This is a genomic window from Streptomyces sp. NPDC026206 (genome assembly GCF_040638465.1).
In the GTDB taxonomy this organism is placed as follows: Bacteria; Actinomycetota; Actinomycetes; order Streptomycetales; family Streptomycetaceae; genus Streptomyces.
Genome location: NZ_JBEZYL010000020.1, coordinates 79,225 through 103,685, shown reverse-complemented (window position 1 = coordinate 103,685; position 24,461 = coordinate 79,225). Strand labels below are relative to the sequence as shown.

At 70.5% G+C, this 24,461-nt stretch carries 17 protein-coding genes and 1 pseudogene; 12 read left to right on the top strand and 6 right to left on the bottom strand.

The window, feature by feature from the left end; translation table 11 throughout:
- Positions 1–9: 9 nt before the first annotated feature.
- The 3 genes and pseudogenes from AB0F13_RS24190 to AB0F13_RS24180 all read left to right on the top strand — a co-directional run.
- A pseudogene (locus tag AB0F13_RS24190) lies at positions 10–102 on the top strand (hypothetical protein); the annotation flags it as partial.
- Positions 103–8,781: an amino acid adenylation domain-containing protein gene (locus tag AB0F13_RS24185; RefSeq protein ID WP_362086021.1), complete on the top strand. Its 8,679-nt coding sequence runs from the start codon at positions 103–105 to the stop codon at positions 8,779–8,781.
- Positions 8,782–8,981: 200 nt separating this feature from the next.
- Complete coding sequence (locus AB0F13_RS24180; protein WP_362086006.1) at positions 8,982–10,085, top strand: NYN domain-containing protein; 1,104 nt, start codon at positions 8,982–8,984, stop codon at positions 10,083–10,085.
- A gap of 84 nt (positions 10,086–10,169) precedes the next feature.
- On the opposite strand, the gene AB0F13_RS24175 is transcribed toward AB0F13_RS24180, so the two are convergent.
- The 4 genes from AB0F13_RS24175 to AB0F13_RS24160 all read right to left on the bottom strand — a co-directional run bounded on the left by AB0F13_RS24175 (position 10,170) and on the right by AB0F13_RS24160 (position 14,473).
- A complete protein-coding gene (locus AB0F13_RS24175) occupies positions 10,170–11,018 on the bottom strand; it encodes an ABC transporter permease (RefSeq protein WP_362086003.1) in 849 nt (282 codons plus the stop codon).
- A gap of 9 nt (positions 11,019–11,027) precedes the next feature.
- Entirely contained in the window at positions 11,028–11,969 is a 942-nt protein-coding gene (locus tag AB0F13_RS24170) for an ATP-binding cassette domain-containing protein (protein WP_362086000.1), read from the bottom strand.
- Between the two features lie 75 nt (positions 11,970–12,044).
- Positions 12,045–13,166, bottom strand: a complete 1,122-nt coding sequence (locus AB0F13_RS24165; protein ID WP_362085997.1) for an acyltransferase — start codon at positions 13,164–13,166, stop codon at positions 12,045–12,047.
- An 86-nt stretch (positions 13,167–13,252) separates the two neighbouring features.
- Positions 13,253–14,473, bottom strand: a complete 1,221-nt coding sequence (locus AB0F13_RS24160) for a cytochrome P450 (RefSeq protein ID WP_362085994.1) — start codon at positions 14,471–14,473, stop codon at positions 13,253–13,255.
- A gap of 157 nt (positions 14,474–14,630) precedes the next feature.
- On the opposite strand from AB0F13_RS24160, the gene AB0F13_RS24155 reads away from it, so the two are divergent.
- A complete protein-coding gene (locus AB0F13_RS24155) occupies positions 14,631–15,629 on the top strand; it encodes a methyltransferase (protein ID WP_362085991.1) in 999 nt (332 codons plus the stop codon).
- Positions 15,626–16,828, top strand: coding sequence for a hypothetical protein (locus tag AB0F13_RS24150; protein WP_362085988.1), 1,203 nt, complete (start codon positions 15,626–15,628; stop codon positions 16,826–16,828). The genes AB0F13_RS24155 and AB0F13_RS24150 overlap by 4 nt, the downstream gene beginning before the upstream one ends.
- Before the next feature lie 30 nt (positions 16,829–16,858).
- On the opposite strand, the gene AB0F13_RS24145 is transcribed toward AB0F13_RS24150, so the two are convergent.
- Positions 16,859–18,109: a histidine kinase gene (locus tag AB0F13_RS24145; protein WP_362085985.1), complete on the bottom strand. Its 1,251-nt coding sequence runs from the start codon at positions 18,107–18,109 to the stop codon at positions 16,859–16,861.
- A 109-nt stretch (positions 18,110–18,218) separates the two neighbouring features.
- Here AB0F13_RS24145 and AB0F13_RS24140 point away from each other — a divergent pair, with 109 nt between their 5' ends.
- Positions 18,219–18,761, top strand: a complete 543-nt coding sequence (locus AB0F13_RS24140; RefSeq protein ID WP_362085982.1) for a hypothetical protein — start codon at positions 18,219–18,221, stop codon at positions 18,759–18,761.
- Here AB0F13_RS24140 and AB0F13_RS24135 read toward each other — a convergent pair.
- Positions 18,739–19,449, bottom strand: a complete 711-nt coding sequence (locus tag AB0F13_RS24135) for an alpha/beta fold hydrolase (RefSeq protein WP_362085979.1) — start codon at positions 19,447–19,449, stop codon at positions 18,739–18,741. The genes AB0F13_RS24140 and AB0F13_RS24135 overlap by 23 nt on opposite strands.
- Before the next feature lie 356 nt (positions 19,450–19,805).
- Here AB0F13_RS24135 and AB0F13_RS24130 point away from each other — a divergent pair, with 356 nt between their 5' ends.
- The 6 genes from AB0F13_RS24130 to AB0F13_RS24105 all read left to right on the top strand — a co-directional run bounded on the left by AB0F13_RS24130 (position 19,806) and on the right by AB0F13_RS24105 (position 24,444).
- A complete protein-coding gene (locus tag AB0F13_RS24130) occupies positions 19,806–20,021 on the top strand; it encodes an MbtH family protein (protein WP_362085976.1) in 216 nt (71 codons plus the stop codon).
- A gap of 88 nt (positions 20,022–20,109) precedes the next feature.
- Positions 20,110–20,361, top strand: coding sequence for an acyl carrier protein (locus tag AB0F13_RS24125; RefSeq protein WP_362085974.1), 252 nt, complete (start codon positions 20,110–20,112; stop codon positions 20,359–20,361).
- A gap of 36 nt (positions 20,362–20,397) precedes the next feature.
- Entirely contained in the window at positions 20,398–21,648 is a 1,251-nt protein-coding gene (locus tag AB0F13_RS24120; protein WP_362085972.1) for a beta-ketoacyl-[acyl-carrier-protein] synthase family protein, read from the top strand.
- Positions 21,645–22,775, top strand: coding sequence for a beta-ketoacyl synthase N-terminal-like domain-containing protein (locus tag AB0F13_RS24115; RefSeq protein ID WP_362085969.1), 1,131 nt, complete (start codon positions 21,645–21,647; stop codon positions 22,773–22,775). Before AB0F13_RS24120 ends, AB0F13_RS24115 begins: the two co-directional genes overlap by 4 nt.
- Positions 22,772–23,692 carry a beta-ketoacyl synthase N-terminal-like domain-containing protein gene (locus AB0F13_RS24110; RefSeq protein ID WP_362085966.1) on the top strand — a complete coding sequence of 307 codons (921 nt, stop codon included), beginning with the start codon at positions 22,772–22,774 and terminating at the stop codon, positions 23,690–23,692. The genes AB0F13_RS24115 and AB0F13_RS24110 overlap by 4 nt, the downstream gene beginning before the upstream one ends.
- The gene (locus AB0F13_RS24105; protein ID WP_362085962.1) at positions 23,689–24,444 is read left to right on the top strand and encodes an alpha/beta hydrolase; all 756 of its coding nucleotides are present in this window, start codon (positions 23,689–23,691) and stop codon (positions 24,442–24,444) included. Before AB0F13_RS24110 ends, AB0F13_RS24105 begins: the two co-directional genes overlap by 4 nt.
- Positions 24,445–24,461: the final 17 nt, after the last annotated feature.

Below are 24,461 nucleotides of genomic sequence, written 5' to 3'. Positions count from 1 at the left end.
GGTGACAGCATCATCTCGATTCAGTTGGTGGGCCGGGCCCGCAAGGCGGGGCTGAAGTTCAGCCCGCGTGATGTATTCACACACAAAACCGTGGAGGCCCTGGTGGCAGCTTTGGAGTCGGCGGAGGAAACCGGGTCGGCGGCCACCGCCACCACGACGGACGGCGTCGGTGACGTCCTGATGACCCCGATCATCGACTGGCTCCGCGAACTCGGCGGCGACATGGGCCGGTTCAATCAGACGATGTCCATGTCCGCCCCGCCCGGCCTGGACGAGACGCTCGTACGAAAGGCTGTACAGGCCGTCCTCGACCATCACGACGCACTCCGCATGGTGCTGACCCGGATCGGCGAGGATGTCGGCTGGTCCCTGGAGACGCTCGCCCCCGGTGCCGTGCCGGCGGAGGACTGCCTGCGCCGGGTCGATCTGGCCGCCCTCGTGGAGGCCGGTGCGTCCGACGCGGACCTGGACGCGGCCGCGGCACGGGAGACCGCCGAGGCACAGGCGCAGCTGGACCCCGACGCGGGACGGATGATCGGGTTCGTCTGGTTCGACATGGGCCCGCAGGCCCGCGGCCGACTGGCCATCGTCGCCCACCATCTGGTGGTCGACGGAGTCTCCTGGCGGATCCTCGTGCCGGACCTGGAGGCCGCCTTCGAGGCACTGATCGCGGGCGGTCCGGTGGAGCTGGAGCCCGTCGGCACCTCCTTCCGCCGCTGGGCCCAGCACCTCACGGAACTCTCGAGCGACCCCGGCCGCATGCGTGAACTGACGCTGTGGCGGGACATCCTGTCCACCCCTGACCCGCTGCTGACCGAACGGCCGCTGGACCCGTCCCGGGACACCATCGGGGCCTCCGCCGTGCTGAGCCTGAGCCTGCCCGCGGCCGTCACGGAGCCGCTGCTCGGCCGGGTGCCGACGGCGTTCAACGCGGGCGTCAACGACGTCCTGCTGACGGCGCTCGCCATCGCCGTCGCCGACTGGCGGCGTACGTCGGGACGTGGCGACGGCTCCGCGGTGCTCGTGGACCTTGAGGGCCACGGCCGTGAGGAGATCGTCGACGGGGTGGACCTCTCCCGCACGGTCGGCTGGTTCACCAGCAAGTATCCGGTGCGCCTCGACCTGGGCGAGCTGCCGGCCTCGGAACTGCGCGCGGGCGGCCCGGCCGTCGGCGCCGCGCTCAAGGAGGTCAAGGAGCAGCTGCGCGCCATCCCCGACAACGGCCTCGGCTACGGCATGCTGCGCCACCTCAACCCGCAGACCGCCCGTGCCTTGGCCCGGTACGCCGAGCCACAGATCGGGTTCAACTACCTGGGCAGGCTCAGCACGTCGACGGGAGCCGAGGACGCCGCAGCGCCCGTCGTGCTGCGGGACATGGAGGACGTGCCCGAGGCCGGCCTGCCGCTGCCGCACGCGCTGGACCTCAACGCCCGTGCGGTTACGCACCCCGACGGCCTGCGGCTGTCCGCTTCCTGGACCTGGCCCAAGGAGCTGTTCTCCGAGGAGGAGATCAGCGGTCTGGCCCAGTCCTGGTTCACGGCCCTGGAGGCCCTCGTGGCACACGTCGAGGGGGCGGCCGGCGGCGGCCTGAGCCCGTCCGACCTGTCTCTCGTGGCCATCACGCAGGGCGAGATCGAGCACCTGGAGGCGGCGCAGCCCGGCCTCGCGGACGTCCTGCCGCTCTCGCCGCTGCAGGAGGGCCTGTTGTTCCACGCCCTCTACGACGAGCGGGGCGCGGACGTCTACAACGTGCAAATGGCCCTCGATCTCCACGGTGAGCTGGACGCCACGGTGCTACGGGACGCCGCTCGCGCCGTACTGCGCCGCCATGACAATCTGCGGGCCGCCTTCCGGCCCGGCGGCTCGGGCCAGTCTCTGCAGGTCATCCCGCGCGAGGTCGAACTGCCTTGGACCGAGGTCGACCTGAGCGGGCTGGGTGAGCAGGAGCAGCGGGCCGAGCTCGGTCGCCTCCTGTCCGACGATCTCGCCCTGCGCTTCGACCTCGAGCAGCCCCCGCTGCTGCGCTTCACCCTGATCCGGCTCCGCGGGGACTCCTACCGGCTCGTCTTCACCAACCACCACATCCTCCTCGACGGCTGGTCCGCCCCGCTGGTGATGGGCGAGCTCTTCGAGCTGTACGGGCGCGGGGGCGACGCCTCGGCCCTGCCCGCGGCCGTTCCCTACCGCGACTACCTCGCCTGGCTCGCTGGGCAGGACCGGCAGGCGTCCGAGGACGCCTGGCATAAGTCCCTCGAGGGCGTGGACGAGCCCACGCTGCTGGCGCCGGCTGACGCCGGCCGCGCGACCGTACGGTCCGCGACGTGGGAGGTCCGGCTGTCGGAGGAGACCACCGCGGCACTCGCGGCACAGGCCCGGCGCCACGGACTGACCAGGAACACCGTCGTGCAGGGCGCGTGGGGCCTGCTGCTGTGCGGGCTGACCGGGCGCGACGATGTGGTCTTCGGCGAGACGGTCAACGGCCGGCCGGCGGAGCTGCCGGGCGTGGAGTCCATGGTGGGCCTGTTCATCAACACCCTGCCCGTACGTGTGCGGGCCGAGCGCGAGGACACCCTGCTGGACCTTCTCGGCCGACTGCAGGACCAGCAGCTGGATCTGCTGCCCCACAAGTACCTGGGGCTCGCCGACATCCAGCGCCGGGCCGGGCTCGGTGAGCTCTTCGACACGGCGACGGTGTTCGAGAACTTCCCCGTTGACGCGGCAGGGCTCAGGGAATCCGCCCAGGGCCTCGGCGTCGTCGATGCCTCCCTCCAGGAAGGCACCCACTACGCGCTGGGCCTGTCGACCTCGGACGGCACGCGCTCGATGAACCTGAAGATCACATACCGCCCCGATCTGTTCGACGAGGCGGCCGCGCGCGAGTTCGGTGACCGGCTGGTGCGGGTGCTGGACACATTCGGCAAGGACCCCGGGCAGCCGATCGCCTCGCTCGCGACCCTGTCCGATGCCGAACGGCACCGGATCACGGTCGAGTGGAACGGCACCGGCCACGACGTGGCACCCGCCACGTTCCCCATGTTGTTCGAGGCCCGGGTGGCCGAGGACCCGCAGCGCACCGCCGTGGTGTCGGAGAGCGACAGCCTCTCGTACGCGGAGCTCGACGAGCGTGCCAATCGCTGGGCGCACGTGCTGATCGAGCGGGGTGTGGGTCCCGAGGACGCCGTGGCGGTGGCCGTCCCCCGGTCCGTGGAGTGGCTCGCGGTGACCCTCGGCGTCCTCAAGGCCGGTGCGGTCTACGTGCCGGTGGACCCGGGCTACCCGGCGGAGCGCATCTCCTTCGTCGTTCAGGACGCGAAGCCGGCCATGGTGCTCTCCACCCGGCAGGCCGCAGGGCAGCTCGCGGCGGCCGGAGTGGCGGCGTCGCTGGTGGTCGACGAGGACGGGGCCCGTGCCCTGCTGGCGGCCGCCCCCGCGACGGCCCCCGCGGACGAGGACCGGGTACGGGCACTGAGCCCGGCCCACCCCGCGTATGCGATCTACACCTCCGGCACGACCGGCCGCCCCAAGGGCGTGCTGGTCACTCACGAGGGCTTCGCCAGCATGGCCGGCGCGCACGCCGCGAACCTGGCCATCGACGGTGACAGCCGCGTCCTCCAGGTGATCTCGCCGAGCTTCGACGTGTCGGTCGCCGACTTCTCGATGACATTGCTCGGCGGCGCCGCCCTGATCCTGCCCGAGGGCAACCAGCAGCCCGTCGGGGACGAGCTCACGGCGCTGATCCAGAACCACCGCGCCACTCATGTGCAGCTCGCCGCCGGGGCCCTGGCCACCCTCCCACCGGACGCACTGCCCACGCTGCGCACCCTGGTGACCGGCGGCGAACCCTGCCCGCCGGACCAGATCGCGCTGTGGGCGTCCGGCCGTCGACTGATCAACGCCTACGGTCCGACCGAGACGATGGTGTGCGCCACGATGAGCCGCCCGCTCTCGGGATCCGTGCATCCCCCGATCGGCCGTCCGCTGTGGAACCGGCAGGCGTACGTCCTGGACAGGTACCTGCGGCCCGTCGCGGCCGGAGTGCCCGGCGAGCTGTTCCTGGCCGGCGCCGGCCTGGCCCGCGGCTACCTCGGGAGGCCGGGGCTGACCGCCGAGCGGTTTGTGGCCAATCCCTTCGGGGCGCCCGGCGAGCGGTTCTACCGCACCGGCGACGTCGTGCGATGGACGCCGGACGGTGAACTGGAGTTCGTCGGCCGCGCCGACGGCCAGGTGAAGATCCGCGGCTACCGTGTCGAGCCCGCCGAGATTGAGGCCGTCATCGCCCAGCGCGCGGACGTCGACCGCGTCGTCGTACAGGCACGTGACAGCCGTCAGGGCGGACACCGGCTCGTGGCCTACGTGGTGCCCGCGGCCGGTGAGCCGGTCGACGGGCGCGCCGTACGCGATCACGTCGCGGCGGTCCTGCCCGAGTACATGGTCCCGGCCGCGGTCGTGGGGCTGGAGGAGATCCCGCTGACCGGACCGGGGAAGATCGACTATCGGGCGCTGCCCGAACCCGACTTCGCGGAGGCCGCGGACGGCCGCTCCCCGCGGACCGAGCGCGAGGAGACGCTCAGCACGCTCTTCGGGGAGGTGCTGGGCCTGCCCGAGGTCGGCATCGACCACAGCTTCTTCGACCTGGGCGGCCACTCGCTGCTCGCCACCCGGCTCGTCAACCGGATCCGTACCGTCTTCGACGTGGAGCTTCCGGTGCGGGCCGTCTTCGAGGCGCCCACCGTCGCGGCCCTCGCCGAGCGGCTGGCGGACGCGGACGGTGCCCGGGCCGCACTGCGTCCCGCCGAGCGGCCGGACGAGATCCCGCTCTCCTACGCCCAGCGCCGGCTGTGGTTCATCCACACGACCGATGGTGGCAACGGCCAGTACAACATCCCGCTGGCCGCCCGGCTGCTGGGCGACCTCGACGCGGCAGCGCTGAGCGCGGCACTCTCGGACGTGGTGGCCCGGCACGAGAGCCTGCGCACGCTCTTCCCGGTCACCGACGGGGTACCCCGCCAGCATATCCTCGCGCCCGAGGAGGCCACTCTCTCGCTGACGGCGACCGGAATCGGCGCGGACGACCTGGACGCGGCCCTTGAGGCTGCTGCTGTCCAGGACTTCGACCTTTCGGCCGACCTGCCGATCCGGGCTCATCTGTGGGAGCTCGGACCGCGTGAGCACGTACTGCTGCTGGTTCTGCACCACATCGCGGGCGACGGTTCCTCCATGGCGCCGCTCGCCCGTGACCTGGGAACCGCGTACGAGGCACGGATAGGGGGCCGGGCACCGGAGTTCGGACTGCTGCCGGTGCAGTACGCCGACTACACGCTCTGGCAGCGTGCGGCGCTCGGCGCCGAGGAGGACCCCGACAGCGCCTTCTCCCAGCAGCTCGCGCACTGGCGAACGGCCCTGGAGGGCATCCCCGAGGAGCTGAGCCTGCCGACCGATCGCCCGCGTTCGGCACAGTCCGGCAACCGAGGCGGACAGATCCCGCTGAACATCCCGGCATCCCTTGCGGGGGATCTCGCCCGCCTCGCCCGCACGGCCGACGCGAGCACCTTCATGGTCTTGCAGGCTGCGGTGAGCGTCCTGCTGTCCCGGCTCGGCGGCGGGACGGACATTCCGCTGGGAACCGTGGTGGCGGGACGCACGGACGAGGCACTCGACGAGCTGGTGGGCTTCTTCGTCAACACGTTGGTGCTGCGCGGCGACCTCTCCGGCGACCCGGACTTCCTGGAAGTGGTACGGCGGACCCGCACCACCGACCTGGCGGCCTACGCGAACCAGGACATCCCGTTCGACAAGTTGGTCGAGGAGCTCAACCCGGTCCGGGCGGTCAACCGCAATCCGCTCTTCCAGGTGGCGATCGGTTTCCAGAACAACGAGGAGGCGAGGCTCGAACTGCCGCGGCTGACCCTTGCACCCCAGCCGTTGCGTTCCAACATCGCCAAGTTCGACCTGATGTTCAGCTTCGAGGAGGCATACGGCGACCGGGGTGCGGCGACCGGACTCGGTGGAGTCATCGAGTACAACAGCGGGCTGTTCGACGCCGAGACCGTGCAGATCATGGGCGCCCGGCTGATGCGGCTCCTTCAGCAGGCGGTCGCCGCGCCGGAGTGTGCGGTCAGTCGTTTCGACCTGACGACCCCGAAGGAGAGGCAGCTTCTGGCGCAGGTCAACGACACGGCTCGGGCGATACCGGATGAAACGCTGGCCGCACTGGTCGAGGCCCAGGCGGCCCGAACACCGGAGTCCGCCGCGGTGGTGCATGAGGGTACGACACTGACGTACGCGGAACTGAACTCCCGCGCGAACCGCCTGGCGCGACTCCTCGTCAGCCACGGCGCGGGCCCGGAGAAGTTCGTCGCCCTGGCACTGCCGCGCTCGGCGGAAATGATGGTCGCGGTGCTGGCCGTGCTCAAGTCGGGGGCGGCCTATCTGCCCATGGACCCCGGATATCCGCAGGATCGGATCGAGTTCATGCTGGCGGACGCCGGGCCGGCACTCGTCGTGACGAGTTCCGCGGTGGCCGTGGCACAGCCGCGGACTCCGGACGACGACGTGCCCAGGCTTCTTCTGGACACCGACGCGACCCGGACGGCTCTGGACTCGGTGCCCGGCACCGATCTCACGGACGCGGACCGGGGAGGCATGCTCCTGGCGGACCACCCGGCTTATCTGATCTACACGTCGGGTTCGACCGGCCGCCCCAAGGGAGTGGTCGTCGCCCACCGCAGCGCCGTCGACCTGGCCACCTGGGCGGTCGAGGAGTTCGGGGCGGAGCGGTTGTCGCGGGTTCTGGGCTCCACCTCGCTCAACTTCGACGTCTCCGTGTTCGAGATGTTCGGTCCGCTGGTGAGCGGCGGTTGCCTGGAAGTGGTCCGGGACGTGCTTGCGGTGCTCGACACTCCGGCGCGGACGTGGAACGGGACACTGATCAGCGGCGTGCCGTCGGCGGTGGCAAAACTGCTCGACGACGGCGACGCGAAGCTGACCGCCGAAACGGTCGTGCTGGCCGGCGAGGCGCTGCCCGCTCACCTGGCCAACACCGTGCTGGCGGCGATCCCGGGCAGCCGGGTGGCCAACATCTACGGCCCCACCGAGGCCACGGTCTACACGACGGCGTGGTTCTCCGAGCAGGAGGTGACAAGGAACCCGCCGATAGGCCGGCCCTTGCGGAATACGCAGGTGTACGTCCTGGACGGCAAGCTCCAGCCGGTTGCCCCCGGCGTGCCCGGTGAGCTGTACATCGCCGGCGAGGGGCTGGCGCGGGGTTACCTCAACCGGCCGTCCCTGACCGCGGAGCGCTTTGTGGCCAGCCCCTTCGGCACTGGGGGCAAGCGGATGTACCGGACCGGAGATGTGGTTCGGTGGACGGCCGCGGGCGAAGTGGAGTACTTGGGGCGTTCCGACGACCAGGTCAAGATCCGGGGCTTCCGCATCGAACTCGGGGAGATCGAGTCGGTGCTGGTGGCTCACCCGGATGTCAGCCAGGCCGTGGTGGTGGCCAGGGGCGATGACAGGAGCGGCCGCCAGCTGGTCGGTTATGTGGTCGCGCAGGCGGGCCGTCCGGCACCCGGCGCCGCCGTGTTGCGCGCCCATGCTAAGGACGTGCTTCCGGCATACATGGTGCCGAGTGCGTTCGTCGCGCTGGACGCCCTTCCGCTGAACCCGAACGGCAAGCTCGACCGCAAGGCGCTGCCCGCACCGGCGGCTGGTGCCGCGACCAGCGGCCGGGGACCGCGCAACCCGCGGGAGGAGGTGCTCTGCCAGGTCTTCGCCGAAATCCTCAAGGTGCCGCAGGTGGGCATCGACGACAACTTCTTCGAGCTGGGTGGTGACAGCATCGTCTCCATCCAGCTGGTGAGCCGGGTCCGGGCAATCTTCGGTGTCGAGTTGTCCAACCAATCCGTCTTCCAAGCGCCCACCGCGGCTGAGATGGCCGAGCTGATCGGTGCTGGGAACGACGAACACGGCAGTGGGTTCGATGTGATCCTGCCGATACGCACGGGGGGCGACAAGCCGCCGCTGTTCTTCCTGCACCCGATCGGCGGCAGTGCCTGGATGTACGCCGGCCTGATGCGCCACATCCACCGCGACTACCCGATCTACGCCGTGCAGGCCCGGGGACTCGGCCATGAGGAGGAACTGCCCTCTTCGGTACGTGAGATGGCCCTCGATTACCTGGAGCAGATCCGCTCCGTGGCACCCACCGGGCCGTATCACCTCGCGGGCTGGTCGATGGGCGCGCTGGTCGCGCAGGAGATCGCCGTGCTGCTCAAGGGCCAGGGCGAGGAGGTCGGACTGCTGGCCAACCTCGACCAGCCGCCGGTCACCAAGGACATGGTCAGCGCCGACTTCAAGGGCACCAACCGCGAACAGACCCTGAAGGTGCTGCTGGACTTCGTCGGCAGGGACCCCGGCATGTTCGGCGACGGCCCGCTGGACCACGACGAGGTGATGTCGGTGCTCCGGGAGGAGGGAAGCTCGCTGGCCACCTTCGACGAGGAGGTGATCCTGCGGATCGGCGCCGTCACGAACAACAACTGGCGCATCATTGCCGGCCACGTGCCCGAGGTCTACGACGGGGACCTCCTGCTGATCGTCGCCGCTGAGGACCCGGACAACGGCGACAAGGTGGCCCAGACGGTGGAGGGAATCAGCCCGTACGTCTCGGGCCGGGTGGATACCCACGAGGTGGACTGCCTGCACCGGCAGCTCTTCAGCGCCGGACACGTGGCCACAGTGGCCCGCATCCTGCGCGACAAGCTGCGGGAACTGGAGGGCTGAGAACGACGGGAGGGGCTCCCGGTCCGGTATTTCGCGGACCGGGAGCCCCTCCCGTCGTGCGGGCGTCGCTCTGCGGCCGGCTCGGGCGGCCACGGAGGCCCATATCTCCCGATCGGCGGATGTGGGGACGCCTCCCGCCCGGAATCCTTGCGTGTGACGGCAACCACCGTCTCACAGTGGCGTGAAAGGGAACCAACGCGATGACGACTTCGGTGAGGGCCGACGGGAGGGGGCCGACGTCGTCGGATGCCGTGCCTCGGCGCCGGTGGTGGTCGGGCTGGCCGGACTGGAGCGGATATGCGGCGGCCGTGTGGTCGCTGCTCTACGGTGCGGCCGGGGTGTACTGGTCGTTCGGGGGCTCAGGGTATCCGTTCGCCCACGTCGTCCCGGAACGTTCGTCGGGCTCGATCCTGGAACCGAGCCGGGCCGAGGTGGTCGCGCCGCTGATCGCGGTCGTCGGACTGGCGGGCGTCGTCGCCGGCGTGCTCATGGCCCGGCGTTGGGGGAACGGCAGAGGCCGCCGCCTCCTGCTCGTCATGGGATGGGCGCAGGCCGTGACCTACTGCCTGGTGCTGCCGGACTACACACTGCTGGCCATCGTCATCTTCGCCCCGCTCTTCCTGGTTTTCACCTTCACCGGGGTGCCGGGTGAGCAGGACGGCATCGGTGACATTCTCTTCTGGCACCGGAACAACCTGGTCATCCTGTTCGTCGGCGGTGTGCTGTGGGCACTGGCCTCCCTGGCCTACCAGCGGCGCTCCCGCGGGCTGTGCGTGCGCTGCGGCCGAGGCGGAATGGCGGCGGCGTGGACCGCGCCGGAGGCAGTGGTGAGGTGGGGGCGCAAGGCCGTACTCGTCTCGGTGCTGTCCAGCATTCCTTACGAAGCGACCCGGCTGGCCTGGTACTTCGGCTACCCCCTCGGCATCACCGACGCCTTCCTTGAGGACATGCAGAACACGGACGGCATGCTGGAGATCGGGCTCGGCCTGGCGGTCGCGTCCGCCCTCGGCAGCCTGCTGACCCACGGCCTGGTCCACCGCTGGGGCGAGGTCTGGCCCCGCTGGGTGTGGTTCAAGGCGGGCAAGCCGGTTGCCCTCGCCACGGCGATCATCCCGGCCTCGTTGGTGGCGGCGGTGCTCATTCCCGGCGGCGTGATGATGATCCGGGGCGGAAATCAGCCGCAGGGATGGGGAACGAACTACCCGGCGATGCTGTGGGTCGTCTGGGGCGTGGCGCTGGCTGCCGCGACCCTTTGCTACTACCTCCGCCGGCGCGGGACGTGCCAGTACTGCGGCGGGTGCTGAGCGACGGCCTGCTGCCCGTCCGCCGATGGCAAACGCCTCGGGCCGGAACCTCGATGGTTCCGGCCCGAGGCGTTCGGTTGTGTGTCAGCCGGCCCTGCGGAAGCTGCGGACGGCCAGTGGTGCGGAGACGAGGACGATGACCGCACAGAGGCCGCAGGGGGCCAGGACGCTGCTGAACCCGCCCTCGCCCAGGGTCAGGTCCCGGGCCGCGCTGATCGCGTGGGACATCGGGTTGACCGAGGCGAAGGCGCGCAGCCAGCCGGGGAGGCTGTCGACCGGGACGAACGCATTCGATGCGAACATGAGCACCAGGTTGACGATCCCCCCGATGGGCTGCATGGCCTCGGGACGGCGCAGCCAGCCGGCCATGGCCATGAACACCCAGCCCAGCGACCAGCTGAGCATGACGGCGATCAGCAGGGCCCCGGCCGTTCCGAGCAGGCCCCCGGCCGGGTCGAAACCGAAGACCAAGGCCCCGGCCGTCAGCATGACCAGCAGGTTCACGCCGCTGAGCGCCGTGTCGGCAATATTGCGGCCGATGAGTATCGAGGCGGACCGGATCGGCATGGCGTGGAAGCGGGCGATGATCCCGTTGCCCAGCTCGGTGGTCAGTGCCACACCGGACTTGAGGCCAGCGCTGACAGCGCTGCTGATCAGGAAAGCTGGGAGGAGATAGTCGATGTAGCTCACGCCGGCCGGGAATGAGGAGGCCTGGGCGACGCTCTTGAACACCTGACTGAACACGGTGAGCATCAGGATGGGTTCAAGGAGGCCCGGCACGATCAGGGCGGGGTCGCCCAGGGCCCGCAGCGACCGGCCGGACAGTACGAGAACCTGCCGTCCCATACCCGATCCGCGGTAGTGCGGGGTGCCGGCGGAGGCGTGGTGGTCCGGACGATGGTCCGACGCCCGGCTGTTGGTGACGATGGTCATCGGGATTCCCTACCTGGCGGGGGCGGAGTGGTTCAGGGCCATGTACACGTCGTCGAGAGTGGGCTCGGAATAGGCGAGTCCCGCGATGTCGGCACCCGCGTCGTCAGCGGCCCGTACGACTGCGGCGATCTCCGCGGAGTCCATGACGGGGACGGTGACCGTGAGCCCCTCCTCGTCGTGGGTGGGGACCAGCCCGCTGCGGCGCAGCGCCTCCGCGGTGTCCAGGAGCTCCTTGCCGTCGCGCAGGGTCAGGTTGACGCTGCGCCGCCCGACGCGGGACTTGAGCTCCTCCGCGGTGCCGGACGCGATGACCTTCCCCTTGGACAGGACGGTGATGGAGTCGGCGAGGAAGTCGGCCTCCTCCAGGTACTGGGTGGTCAGAAGGACCGTGGCACCCTCCGAGACCAGTCGCTGGACGACCTTCCACAGATCCCGGCGGGCCACCGGGTCGAGTCCCGTGGTGGGCTCGTCCAGGAAGATCACCTCGGGCCGGCCGACGAGGCTCGCCGCGAGGTCGAGCTTGCGTCGCATCCCGCCCGAGTAGGTCTTCGCGCGCCGCCGTGCGGCCTGCGTCAGCTGGAAGATCTCCAGGAGCTCGTCGGCCCGGACCGATGCCTCGGCCCGGGCCGCGCCCAGCAGACGGGCGATCAGTATGAGGTTGTCCCGGCCGGAGAGCGTCTCGTCGACGGCCGCGTACTGCCCCGTGAGGCCGATGCGCCGGCGCACCTCCAGGCCTTCCTGGGCGACGTCGAAGCCGGCCACCCGAGCCCGGCCGGCGGTCGGGCGCGCCAGGGTGCTCAGGATGCTGACGAGCGTTGTCTTGCCGGCCCCGTTGTGGCCCAGCAGCCCCAGTACGGAACCCCTCGGCACTCTGAGGCTGACATTGTCGAGCGCGGTTACGGACCCGAAGGCCTTCGTGAGACCGTCGACATCGATCATCACTGCATCCACATGCTTCTCCTTCGTCCGGCCGGGGGAACGTCGGCACCATGGAACAGCAGCCGGAGAAGCGTTGGCGGGGCAGTCTCAATACTTCGATTCGACGGCCTGCACCGGGATGCCGGGGTCCTGCGGGAGTGCCGGCGGGAATGGCTTCGACGGTCCGGCCGACCTGGTCAGCCACCTGTACAGCGGGCGTTCGAAGCCGTAGGTGAGGATCCAGGAGACGATGAGGATCAGCACGTAGGTGAGGACGATCAGGCCCACTCCCTCGGCCACTGGCCATGTGCGCTTCAACCGCCCGATCGGCCCGTAGAGCGTGACGAGGGAATGCGTCATGTAGAAGGCGAAGGACAGTTCACCGATGCGGACCATCGTGCGGAGCCGGAACACACTGGATTCGCCCTCGAGGTCGGCGGCCGCGGCGGCGGTCATGACCAGGGCGAGGGGGACGACGAAGGGCACGACCAGGCCGAACGTTCCGGGCACCTCGAGGGCGATCACGTTCGAGGCGACGAGTGTCAGCATGGCCACGGTTCGCGGCACCCTGATCCACCGGCCGGTCAGCAGGATCTGCGCCATGACGATGCCGAGCACGAAGTCCAGCATGCGGGTGACCGGATGGTTGAAGACCAGCCAATGCTCCGCCCAGGAGGCCTGGATGAACGGTAGTTCGGGAGTGGACGAGGTGACCAGATCGCCGATGAGAGCCACCGCGGTGACCGCGGCGACCAGGCACCCGGCGCACAGCCACAGCAGCCGGCCGGGGATCCTGCGGACGAGGCGGATCAGCCAGGGAAAGGCGAGGTAGAACAGCAGATCGCCGCAGAGCGTCCACGTCTGGCCATTCACCGCCCAGATGACCTTCTCGTTCGAGGTCCATGCCTGGACCAGGAAGAACGACGGCAGCGCGTCACTGAAAGCGGGCCTGACGGTGAGCCAGGCCATCAGGGCCATCGAGACGACCCACAACAGGATATGGGTCGGGTAGATCCTGGAGAGCCGCCGGATCCAGAAACGCAGCGGGCGGTCGTTCTCCCCGGCGCTGTAGGTCAGGATGAACCCGCTGAGCATGATGAAGAAGCCCACGGCGGCGAACCCGGTCTTCGCGAACCACCGGTTGAGGTCCTGGTTGAGCTGCGCATCGGTGAAGATGCCCGCCTGAATGATGTGGGTCAGGAAAACGATTGCCGCCGCTACGCAGCGCATTCCGACGAGCGAGGGCAGTAGGGATTTTCTGCCGGCCGGATTCGGCGCCGAAGGTAGGGCGGATGCCATGAGGATCGGTCCTGTCTTCAGACGGTGGACGGGGCGGGTCTGTGGCCGGGGCTCCAGCGGACCGGGAGCGTGCGGGCACCGCGAATGAGAGCGCCGGAGATCCACGGCAGGGTGTCGGGGTCGGCGTCCAGCGCCAGGTCGGGGCAGCGCTCCAGGAGCGTGCGGACCGCGATCTGCAGCTCCATACGGGCCAGCGGCGCACCCAGGCAGTGGTGGATCCCGTGCCCGAACGCCATGTGGCCGCGCGCGTCGCGCCGGATGTCGAAGCGGTCCGGGTCGGGGAACTTCTCCGGGGCCCGGTCGGCCGAGGCCAGGGCCACGAGTACCTGGCTGCGGGCCGGGATCACAGTGCCGCCGATTTCCACGGGTTCCTTGGTGAAGCGGTCCGTCGCCGACTTGAGCGGCCCGTCGTAGCGGAGCATCTCCTCGACGGCGTTGTCCACCAGAGACATGTCGGCGCGCAGCGCGGCCAGTTGGGCAGGGTGCTCCAGGAGCGCCCGGATGCCGTTGGCGATCTGGTTCAGTGTGGTCTCGTGACCGGCGATCAGCAACAGAAAGGCCATGCCGAGGAGTTCCTCCTCGGAGAGCCGGTCGCCGTCCTCGTCCGTGATGCGGATGAGGCCGCTCAGCAGGTCGTCGTCGGGCCCGACCCGCTTCTCCTCGATGAGTCCGGTGAGATACATGGCGATCGATCGCAGCACCGTTCCGGCGGAGACGCCGGCGGACGGCGCGATGAGGTCACTGGACCAGGCGTGGAACCGCGAGGCGTCCCGGGCGGGTACGCCCAGCAGCTCACAGATCACGGACATGGGGAGGGGGAAGGCGAGCGCCTCGACGAGGTCGGCCCGGCCGTCGGGGGCGTCGAGCATGGTGTCGATCAGCCGGTCCGTCATCTGCTGCACGCGTGGCCGCAGCGCCTCGACCCGGCGCGGAGTGAACTCCCGGGTGACCAGCTTGCGCAGCCGCGTGTGCTGTGACGGGTCGCTCTCCAGCATGTTGGCGAGTGCTCCCGCGCCCTGGACGGCGTCGTCCCCGAGCATGGTGCGCGGGTCCTTGCTGAGCCGCGCATCCGTCAGAGCCGAGCGGGCCTCCTCGTAGCCGACGACCAGCCACACGTCCTGTCCCTCGGGAGTGTGCACCTGATGGACCGGGCCCTCGTTCCTCAGCTCGGCATAGATCGGGTACGGGTCCCTCGCGAAGTCCGGCCCGTATGCGCCCAGGTCGAGGATCTTCGTCATCTGGCTGCTCCTGCTCTCCGGTCGACTCCGGGTCACCGTAGGCGGCCGCGGCCGGACGGGGTACGCCGTATCAGGTTTATTGAATTGCGGTGACGGATTACGGGATCGCGCGCAAACCTGTTCCTTCTAAACGCGCGGAATTCCGTGAGAGGAACCGATGACTTCCAGCAGTCTCGACAACGCCATGTTCGGATTGTTCTCGACCCATGCACTGCATCTGGCGGACAAGCACGGCGTCTTCGTCCACCTGATCGAGGAAGGCCCGGCCACCCCGGACCGCATCGCTGCTGCCCGGCGGATCGATGTGGAGACTCTGGAGCGGCTCCTGTTGGTGCTGGCCTCGGTGTCCATCATCGAGCGTGACGCGGATGGCTCGTATCGTCTCGCCGATGCCCTGGTGCCCTCCTTCGACCCGCACAACCCCCGCTACATCGGCGGGTTTGTCCGCCATCTGGTCACCAACACGACGCAGCAGCTCAGCCAGCTCGACGCATACCTCACGCACGGCAAGTCGGCGGTCGACGCGGAACTGCCGGCGCCGTTCGAGACGATCTACCGCGACGAGACGGCGACCGGGGCGTTCCTCGAAGCCATGTGGCAGCTGAGCTTCGGGGTCTCGCATGAGCTGGCGCAGCTCGCCGAACTGGAGGAGGCACGCACGCTGGTGGACGTCGGCGGTGCCAGCGGCGCGTTCGCGGTGGCGGCACTCGGCCACTACCCGGGGCTGCACGTCACCGTCTACGACCTCCCGCAGGTCGGACCGTTCCTGGAGCGCACGCGGGACGCCAAGGGGCTCGGCGACAGACTCTCCTTCGCCCCCGGTGACTTCTTCCAGGACGCGCTGCCGGCGGCGGACTGCCTCTCCTTCGGCTACATCCTCTCCGACTGGGAGGACAAGACCTGCGTCGAATTGCTGCGCAAGGCCTATGACGCCTGTGCAAGCGGCGGCCGGGTACTGCTGATGGAGCGGCTCTTCGACGAGGACGGCGGCCCGCTTGCGACGGCCGCGCAGAACCTCTCCATGCACGTGGAGACGTATGGGCGGCACCGCACGGCGGCCGAGTACTTCGCCCTGCTCGGGGAGGCCGGCTTCACCGACTGCGCCGTGCGCCGCTCGACCTGGGACAAACACCTGGTCATGGGGAGGAAGGCGTGAGCGTCGAGGCGAGCCCCGTGACCGGGCGGGACCCCCGCGACTGCGTCCTGCCCGGTCACGTCCTGACTCCCCGGCAGGAGGGGCTCGCAGAGCTCCAGCGGGAGCGCGGGCGCGCCCGCCTGGAGCCCGCCGAGGCCGAGCTCCTCGCCGCGGCGCACGACACCATCCCGCCGGAGGCGGACGACGAGGTCAGCGAGGCGCTGCGGCTGCTGACCCGTCCGCTCAGCCGCGACCTGCAGATACCCGAGTACTACCGGTACACCTGCATGCACGTCTACGGCTGGTTCCTCGACCGGTTCCCGGACGACCCGGTGGCCGGCGCGCTCCTCGCGCTGCACACCACCCTGGCCGACCTGGCCGCGGTGGAGCGCGTCGCCTGGCTGAAGAACGCACAGGTGGAGGGCGGCGACGAGCGGATCAAGCGACTGGACGAGACCATCGCCACGGTCTGCGGAACGGTCATCGACCCCGTGCTCGGCGTGCGCGTCGGCGACCTGGCCGACCGGGCCGCCGTGGACCCGGCGCTGAACCGTCGCACGGCTCTGCTCGCCGAGTGCACCCGCTTCCCGCGGTCGGACAAGCACCAGGAGAACATCTTCCTGCGCACCGTCCAGGCCTGCGAGAACCTGTTCTTCCTCATCCGCCGCCTCTCCGTGGAGACGGCCGCCCTCAAGGAAGGGTTCCCGGCCCGTGCCGCCTTCCGGCTGGACCTCGCCGGTGTGTGTGCCGCACTGCTGAACGACGTCTTCCATGTCCTGCTCACCCTCACGCCCGACGGGTTCATGACGTTCCGGGACTACACTGGCGCCGCCAGCGCGGTGCAGTCGCTGAACTACCACGCGATGGAGATCGCGGTGTACGGGTACGACCCGCGCAAGCATGAGGTCTTCGGATCCGTCGATCATCTCACCGTGCTCAACAGCCCCGAGGTCCGGGACCACCTGCCGCTGTCCGCCGCACTCGCGGACACGGCCGATGAGCGGCTGGCCGAGGGCTGGCAGCGGGTGGACCGCTCGCTGGCCAAGTGGCGCGGCGGGCATTACCGCTTCGCCCGGACCTATCTGCCCTCCGACACCCCGGCCTCCGGTGGCACCGACGGGGCGGCCTACGTGAAGCGGTTCGTCAAGAAGGACGCGTGCGTGGCGGGCGCCGACCCGTTCGGAGGGCTGCCGCTGCTTTCCGGCTTCCTCTACCGCTGACGCCCCGCCGTTCCCCACCACTGCCCGGTGTCATCCTGCCACCCCCCGGATGACACCGGGCTCTTCCGTCTCCGCCGGACGGCCGTCCCCCTGCGCGGGGGCACCGATGGGCAGCGCGGCCCGCAGCTGCCAGCCTCCGGCTCCGTACGGACCGGCCGTGAGCGTGCCGCCGAGTGCCTCGACGCGCTCGGTCAGGCCCACCAGGCCGAGTCCGCCGCGCCGGTCGCCGTCGTGGAGGGGCCCGGTCGCAACGATGGCCTGGGCGGCGTTGGTGACCGTGATGGCCAGCTCCGGCACCGGGCCGCCGGTCTCGGGCCGCACAGCGACCTGGACGTCGGCGGCCGTACGGGCGTGCCGCCGGATATTCGTCAGGCCCTCGACGATGACGCGGTGGGCCGTGGCGGCCACTTCGCGTGGAACCTGGGCGGCCAGCTCCACAGTGAGGTCCAGGTCCAGCCCGACCCTCGCCGGACCCGAGGACCTGAACCGTTCGACGAGATCGGGGATGTCGCTCAGTCCGTAGGAGCTCGGCCGGTCGTCGGAGGAGCGGCCCGTGCGGTCGGTGGCCGGATCGTCGGCATGGTGCAGCATGTGCACCGTGCGGTCCATGGAACGCAGCGCCTGCTGGCCCGCGGACTCGATCTGCCGGAGCAGGGGGAGCACCTGTTCCGGCTGCTGTGCGCACACCACCTGCACGGCCTGGGCGAGCACCACGATGCCGGAGACGTCGTGGGCCACGAAGTCGTGAAGGTCACGGGCGAGTTCGATGCGCTGGGCCCGGCGGGCCGCCCGTACGGAGTTCATGCGTTGCTCGTCCATCCATTGCAGGTAGGCGCCGACCCCGCCCGCGGCCATCACCCCCAGCGACAGGAAGGCGGCCTGCCCGACCGCTTCCAGGAGGCTGTCGAACCCCTGCACGCGCAACAGCACGGTGGAGGCGGCGGCACCCAGAAGCAGCCAGAGGGGGATCGCACGCCGGAGCGGGACGAAGCGCGTCACGACGAAAGTCAGGCCCACCAGCGTGATGAACTCGACGGACATCAGGGGGGCGGCGGGCGAGTTCTCGCCGATCGGTTCGCCGCGCAGGCTCAGGGCCGTGCCGGCGCCGGAGCACACCGCGGCGATCACCGCCGAGCCGGTGAGCCGGGGAACGCTCCGCAGCCACCAGCCGACCGCCGTGAGCGTGGCTACCGCCGCGGTCACCATGGTGACCGCGGCGGACCAGCCACCGTCGCGTACGGTCGCACCGCCGGCCGCCACCGCGCTCACCGCGGCGGTCACGCACACGGCCCTGATGGCGCCGGTTAGGGGAGTTCGATATGGCATTGCCGCAACCTCGGTGGCTCTGGGAGGACTTCTGGGAGTGCACCACTACCTCTTGGAGAGGCCGATGAGCGAGCAGCGCACGGCGAAAATAGACCATGTCCTCCCCGACTGGCACTTCCGTGAGACCCACCGGGTGTCCGTGCCCGGATGCCCGTCTCGGCAGGACGTCATGCGCGCCGTCAGGGAGACGACCTGGGGGGAGGCCCCGGTCTCCCGCGCGCTGATGTCCCTGACGAAGACCGACGTGTCGCCGGAGCGCCGCATCGTCACCGACTCCCTGAGCGGCGCGGGGGAGACGGTGGAGGCCGGGGACGGGGAGTTCCTCTTCATCGTCCTGGACTGTCTGGAGGACAGGCCCAGGCCGCAGGGGTCGGTCGCCGAGGCCTTCGCGCAGTGCGATCAGCCGGGGTTCCTCAAGATGGCCATGAACGTCAGTTACGACGACGGGCTGCTGAGCACGGAGACGCGCGTATGGGCCACCGATGACCGCACGCGGCGCAGGTTCCGCACCTACTGGTTCGTCATCCGCGCCGCCAGCGGGCTGACCCGTCGCTCCATGCTGCGGGCGATCCGCCGCAGGGTGCTCAGGCCGATGCCCGCGGCCTGAGCCCGGTCAGCCGCTCCGGCAGCCCGGCCCATACCCCGGGAGTGTAGAAGTGCCCGCCCGGCAGCCGCTCCACCTCGAAGCCGCCCGCCGCCATCGGCCGCCAGCGTTCCGCGGCCGCGGCGTCCACCTCGTCCTCTTCACCGTAGAAGACCTGCAGGGGGGTGCGCACCGTGCGGCCGGGGCGGTAGCGATAGCTCTCGGCGGCCCGCAGATCGGCGCGGAAGATCTCCACCGCGATCTGCCGCATGTCGGGATCGGCCAGCAGGACCGCCGGCAGCTGTCCTGCCGCGCTCATCCAGGCCAGCAACTCCTCGTCGGTGTTGCGCGTGGTCGGCGGCAGGTCCCGCTCGGCCGCCCACCGGCTCGGCGCGTCCGCGGCCGAGACCACCAGCGCCGACGGTGGCCGGCCCGCGCCTTCCTCCAGCCGACGGGTGAGATCGAAGGCCACCCAGGCCCCCATGCTGTGTCCCAGCAGGACGTATGACCCATCGCCGACCGCGCGGACGGTCGTCAGCGCGTCCGAGACGAGCTGGTCCCATGTGCGGGCGAACGGCTCGTGGTATCTGCTCTCCCGGCCGGGGTAGCAGTGGACCACCAGCTCCACGTCGTCCGGGAGCGTCCGCGCCCAGGGCCGGAACGGCGACGTGCCGCCACCGCAGAAACTGAGGCACAGCAAGGTGCGGGGCACCGGAACTCCTTGTGTCGGCGGGGGGACTGAGCTGGCGACCCTACTCGGGCGAACCGGCGGTCAGGACTGGCGGCCGAGAATTTCTTGATAAGCGGCGGTAACACTGGGTGTTCTTACGGCGGTTCAGCGTGACGCATGCGGGCCACACCCCGGCCGACGCTGAGTCAAATATCCCTTTTAGGGTGTCCGGTGGTCGCTCCGGGGTGACGGGGCGCGTGGTGGCAATGCTTTATCGAATTCTTCTCATCGGAATCTCTCAAGCGATCGGCGCCGCACCTTGCCGAAGAGCCTTGTGGACGCGAATCCCGGCTGCCTAAGGTCCTTCCCAAAAGGGTGAGGCACTGGAAGGGAAGGGCATGTCCAATCCATTCGAGGACGAGCAGGCCGACTACTACGTGCTGGTGAACGATGAGGGTCAGCATTCCCTCTGGCCGGCCTTTGCCGAGATCCCGGCGGGCTGGCAGCCGGTGCACGGCCGGGCCGCCCGGCAGGAATGCCTGGACTACATCAACGAGAACTGGACCGACATGCGTCCGCGCAGTCTCGCCGAGGCCATGGACGCCGGAGTCTGAAACCGCGCCACCGCATGTCCCCCGGCAACTACGCCGACTGCGCCACCAATCCGGCACGATCCGGAATCTGACAAGGAGCACAAGGAACATGGCCACCATCACCGATGAGCGCCGCACCGCCATCAAGGAGATCGTCTGCGACATCCTCGAGCTCGAGGACGCCGAGATCACCGACACCAGCCTCTTCATCGAGGACCACGGCGCCGACTCTCTCCGTGCGATCGAGATCCTCGCCGCCCTGGAGAAGGAGTTCAAGATCACCATCGATCAGTCCGACCTCAGCGAAATGGTCAACCTGGAGAAGGTCTACCAGGTCGTGGCGGAGGCCGCCGCCCGCTGATCCGGTCCGTGCCCGCCGATCGAAAGGGGAGACAGCATGTCCTCAGTACATCCCGGCATTGAGCAGGGAAAGCGCCGGGTGGTGCTCACCGGATTCGGAGTCATTTCCAGCATCGGCATCGGGGCTGCGGAATTCACCGAGAGCCTCCGGAACGGCCGCAGCGGTGTGAGCCCGATCTCGGTCTTCGACGTCGAAGGGTTCGAACACCGCAACGGCTGCGAAGTCAAGGGATTCGAACCCGAGCAGTGGATCACCCGCATCCCGCTGGGGGAACTGGGACGTGCCAGCCGCTTCGCCGTCGCCGCGGCACGGATGGCGGTGCGTGACGCGGGCCTGGACCCCGAACAACTGGCCGGCAAGCGGGGACTGATATCCGTCGGCACCACGGACGGCGAGTCCTTCGAGCTCGACCAGCTGGTGGCCGCCGAGCTCGCCGACGGGCCCGGGGGCATGGACCCCGGGATCGTACGGCGGGTCCCCGCGGCCCGGCTCTCCACGGCCATCGCGCACGAGCTCGCCCTGACCGACGTCGAGGCACCGACCATCGCCACGGCCTGCTCCGCGGGCAACTACGCGATCGGGTACGGCTACGACGCCGTCAGCTCCGGCGAGGTGGAGTTCGCCCTGTGCGGCGGTGCCGACGCCATGTGCCGCAAGACCTTCACCGGCTTCTACCGGCTGGGCACCATCGCCCCCGAGTGCTGCCAGCCTTTCGACGTCGACCGCAAGGGCATCCTCACCGGCGAGGGGGCCGGCGTGCTCGTCCTGGAGAGCCTGGAGTCCGCGCTCGCCCGCGGCGCCACCATCTACGCCGAAGTACTCGGCTACGGGCTCAACTGCGACGCGTACCACCAGGTCGCCCCCAACGGCGCCAGCGTCGCCGAGTGCATGGAGATCGCCCTGCGCGACGCCGGCGTGAAGCCGGAGGAGGTCGACCTGATCTCCGCGCACGGCACCGGGACCAAGGCCAACGACATCACCGAGGCGGGCGCCATCCGCCAGGTCTTCGGCGAGGAGCCGCCCCGCACCATCTCGCTGAAGTCGATGCTGGGCCACACCATGGGCGCCGCCAGCGCCCTCGGCGCCATCGCCTGCGGCCTCGCGATCACCCACGGCTTCATCCCGCCCACCATCAACCACACCGAGACCGATCCGGAGTGCCGCATCGACTGCGTGCCCAACCACGCCGTCGACGCCGACCTGCGGATCGTCCAGAACAACGGCCTGGCCTTCGGCGGCAACAATGCGATCGTGATTCTCGGGAAGTACACCGGGAGCCCGGCATGAGCTTCCCCATCACCGGGGTCGGCGCCGTGACGAGCATCGGCGCCGGCCCCGATGAGATCTTCGCCCGCCTGTGCGAGGGGCGCGGCGGCCCCACCCCCCTCCGCGGCTTCGACCGCTCCCGCTTCAAAGCCGGGCAGCTCTTCGAGATCGACGACCGCCCCGCCGAGGGCGTCGACGAACCCGGCCGGGCCACCCGCTTCCTCCTCCAGGCGGTCGAGCAGGCCGCCCGGGACGCCGGGCTGCCCGACGACCTGGCCGGCATCCCCGTCCTGGTCGGCACCGGCCTGCGCGAACTGCGCTCGCTGGAGCTGTGGTGGCGCGACGGCACCCCCTTCGAGGCCGACGAGCTGCACTTCGGCACCGCCCTGGCACGCCGCTTCGGCGCCCACGACACCCACACCCTGGCGGGCGCCTGCTCCGCCTCGCTCTACGCCCTCGCCCTCGGCTGGGACCTGCTGGAGGCGGGCGGCACGGACACCGTGATCGTCGCCGGCTGCGACGTCGTCACCGAGAGCATGTTCGGCCTGGCCGACCGGGTGCAGCTCAACCCGCCGCCCTCGGTCCGCCCGTTCGACACGGCACGGCAGGGGACCATCCTCGGCGAGGGCGCCGCGGCCGTCGTGCTGCGCCGCGAGGCCGCGCCGGGCCGCCCCGTCCGCGGCCTGCTGCGCTCGGTGGCCGTCAACTGCGACGCCCACCACCAGACCGCCCCCGACGCGGCCGGTGTCCGCGCCTCCATTCACGACGCCCAGGCCCGGGCGCGGCTCACGCCCGCGGAGATCGACCTCGTCCTGCTCCACGCGACGGGCACCCCCCTCAACGACCGCACCGAGGCCGAGGTGACCGCCGAGGTCTTCGCCGGCACCCGGCCCGCCCTCACCGGCATCAAGTCCCTGACCGGGCACACCTCCGGCTCCGCCGGCCTGCTCAGCCTCATCGTCGCGCTCCGCGCCCTTGAGACGGGCGTGGTGCCGCCGATCGCCGGGCTCCGCGACCCCCTGCCGGAGGGCGCCGGGCTGCACCTGGTCCGGGACGAGCCGCTGTCCGCACCACTGAAGGTGGCGCAGGTCAACGGCTTCGGCTTCGGCGGCGTCAACGCCGTCGCGATCGTGGAGGGCGCGGCATGAGGACCGCCGTCACGGGCCTGGCAGTGGCCCTCCCCGGGGTGGACGACCCCCGCCGCCTGCTCGCACCGGCGCCCTCCGGCGCGCCCGCCGTCGACCCGGCGGCCCTGATCGGCAAGAAGGGCCTGCGCTTCAAGGACCGGGCCACCCGGGTCGGCCTGCACCTGGCCTGCGCGGCGCTCACCGACGCCGGACTGCTCGACGGCGGGGAACTCACCGTCCCCGGCGACCGGATCGGCGTCGTGGTCAGCTCCAACCTCGGCAACGCCGACACCGTCTGCCGTGCGGTCGCGACCATCGCCGAGGAGAGCACCGGCGGGCTGAGCCCGATGGACATCCCCAACGCCTCCAGCAACATCATCGCCTCGGAGACGGCCATCCGTTACGGCCTGCGCGGCCCCAACCTCACGGTGTGCAACGGCATCACCTCGGGGCTGGACGCGGTGCGCTGGGCCGACCTCCTGCTGCGCTCCGGCCGCGCCGAGCACCTGCTGGTCATCGGCGTGGAGCCGGACAACGAGGTGACCCGGCGGCTCGTCGGGGGACCGGTCGCCGACGGCGGCGCCGCCCTGGTCCTCGGCCGGCACGGCGACGGCGGCGGCACGGCCGCCCCCAGGGCCCTGCTCGGTCCCTCGGTCCGCGCCGAGGGGCTCGCCGCCGCCGCGGCACGCCTGGCACAGGCCGCCCCCGGGCCCCGGCTGTGGCTCACACCCGACCCGGCCGTCGTGCCGGGCGGGGCGGAGAGCCGCTCCCTGGCCGACCACGGCGAGAGTTCCGGAGCCCTCGGCGTGCTGCAGTGTGCCACCGCCGTCGGCTGGTTCGCCGAGGGCCGCCCCGGACCGGTGTACGCCCTGCTCGGCGGCAAGGGGCCGGACGGCGCCGCCGGGCTGGCCCTCGACGCGCCGGGGCACGCCTCATGAGGAGGGTGCTGCTCCTGCACGGGCTCGGCAACAACAGCTCCATATGGTCGGGGCTGGCCGGGCACTGGCGTCAGGACGTGCGGATCCACGCCCCCGACCTGCCCTGGCACGGTGGCGGCATCCCCCAGTGGCGGCACGAGACGGACTCGGCGCGGCTGGTCGGTGAGGCGATCGACGACGTGCCCGGCGGAGCCGACCTCATCGTCGCGCACTCGTTCACCTCGGTCGTGCTGCTGGAACTGCTCAGCCGCCGCGCCGCGGCCGGCGACCCGCTCGACCTCCCGGGCGTCGTCCTCGTCAACCCCTTCTACCGGGCCTCCGCGGACGACTTCCACTGGGACATGATCGCGCCCACGCTGCGGAGCTTCCCCGAGACACTGGCCGAGTCCCTGCGGCTGCGCAGCCTGGACCGGCCCATCGACCCGGCGCTGCGCGAGGACATGGCACGCCGGCTGACCGAGTGGATCGGCCCCTACGGCTGGCTGCGGTTCTTCGACACCTACCTGCGGACTCCGCTGTTCCAGGTGGCGCTGGTCCGGACCCCGTGTCTGGTGATCGGCGGCGCACTGGACGCGTCCGCGCCGGCGTCGGACGCGCTGGCGCTGGCCGGCCGGATGCCTGCCGCCGAGGCCCTGATCCTGCCCGACAGCGGCCACTTCCCGATGCTCGAGCGGCCCGGCTGGTTCGCCGACACGGTGCACGCGTTCCTCGACCGGACCCCGGAGCCGATCGGCCCGGGGGCCGGCATCTGAACCACGAAACGAAGGAG

Excerpts from the sequence above, each read along its gene's own strand:
- AB0F13_RS24140 (WP_362085982.1), top strand. The coding sequence starts at position 18,219 with ATGAGCGAGCAGCGCACGGCGAAAATAGACCATGTCCTCCCCGACTGG.
- AB0F13_RS24105 (WP_362085962.1), top strand. The coding sequence starts at position 23,689 with ATGAGGAGGGTGCTGCTCCTGCACGGGCTCGGCAACAACAGCTCCATA.
- AB0F13_RS24110 (WP_362085966.1), top strand. The coding sequence starts at position 22,772 with ATGAGGACCGCCGTCACGGGCCTGGCAGTGGCCCTCCCCGGGGTGGAC.
- AB0F13_RS24165 (WP_362085997.1), bottom strand. The coding sequence starts at position 13,166 with ATGCGCTGCGTAGCGGCGGCAATCGTTTTCCTGACCCACATCATTCAG.
- AB0F13_RS24115 (WP_362085969.1), top strand. The coding sequence starts at position 21,645 with ATGAGCTTCCCCATCACCGGGGTCGGCGCCGTGACGAGCATCGGCGCC.
- AB0F13_RS24155 (WP_362085991.1), top strand. The coding sequence starts at position 14,631 with ATGACTTCCAGCAGTCTCGACAACGCCATGTTCGGATTGTTCTCGACC.
- AB0F13_RS24180 (WP_362086006.1), top strand. The coding sequence starts at position 8,982 with ATGACGACTTCGGTGAGGGCCGACGGGAGGGGGCCGACGTCGTCGGAT.
- AB0F13_RS24125 (WP_362085974.1), top strand. The coding sequence starts at position 20,110 with ATGGCCACCATCACCGATGAGCGCCGCACCGCCATCAAGGAGATCGTC.
- AB0F13_RS24120 (WP_362085972.1), top strand. The coding sequence starts at position 20,398 with ATGTCCTCAGTACATCCCGGCATTGAGCAGGGAAAGCGCCGGGTGGTG.
- AB0F13_RS24160 (WP_362085994.1), bottom strand. The coding sequence starts at position 14,473 with ATGACGAAGATCCTCGACCTGGGCGCATACGGGCCGGACTTCGCGAGG.
- AB0F13_RS24175 (WP_362086003.1), bottom strand. The coding sequence starts at position 11,018 with ATGACCATCGTCACCAACAGCCGGGCGTCGGACCATCGTCCGGACCAC.
- AB0F13_RS24130 (WP_362085976.1), top strand. The coding sequence starts at position 19,806 with ATGTCCAATCCATTCGAGGACGAGCAGGCCGACTACTACGTGCTGGTG.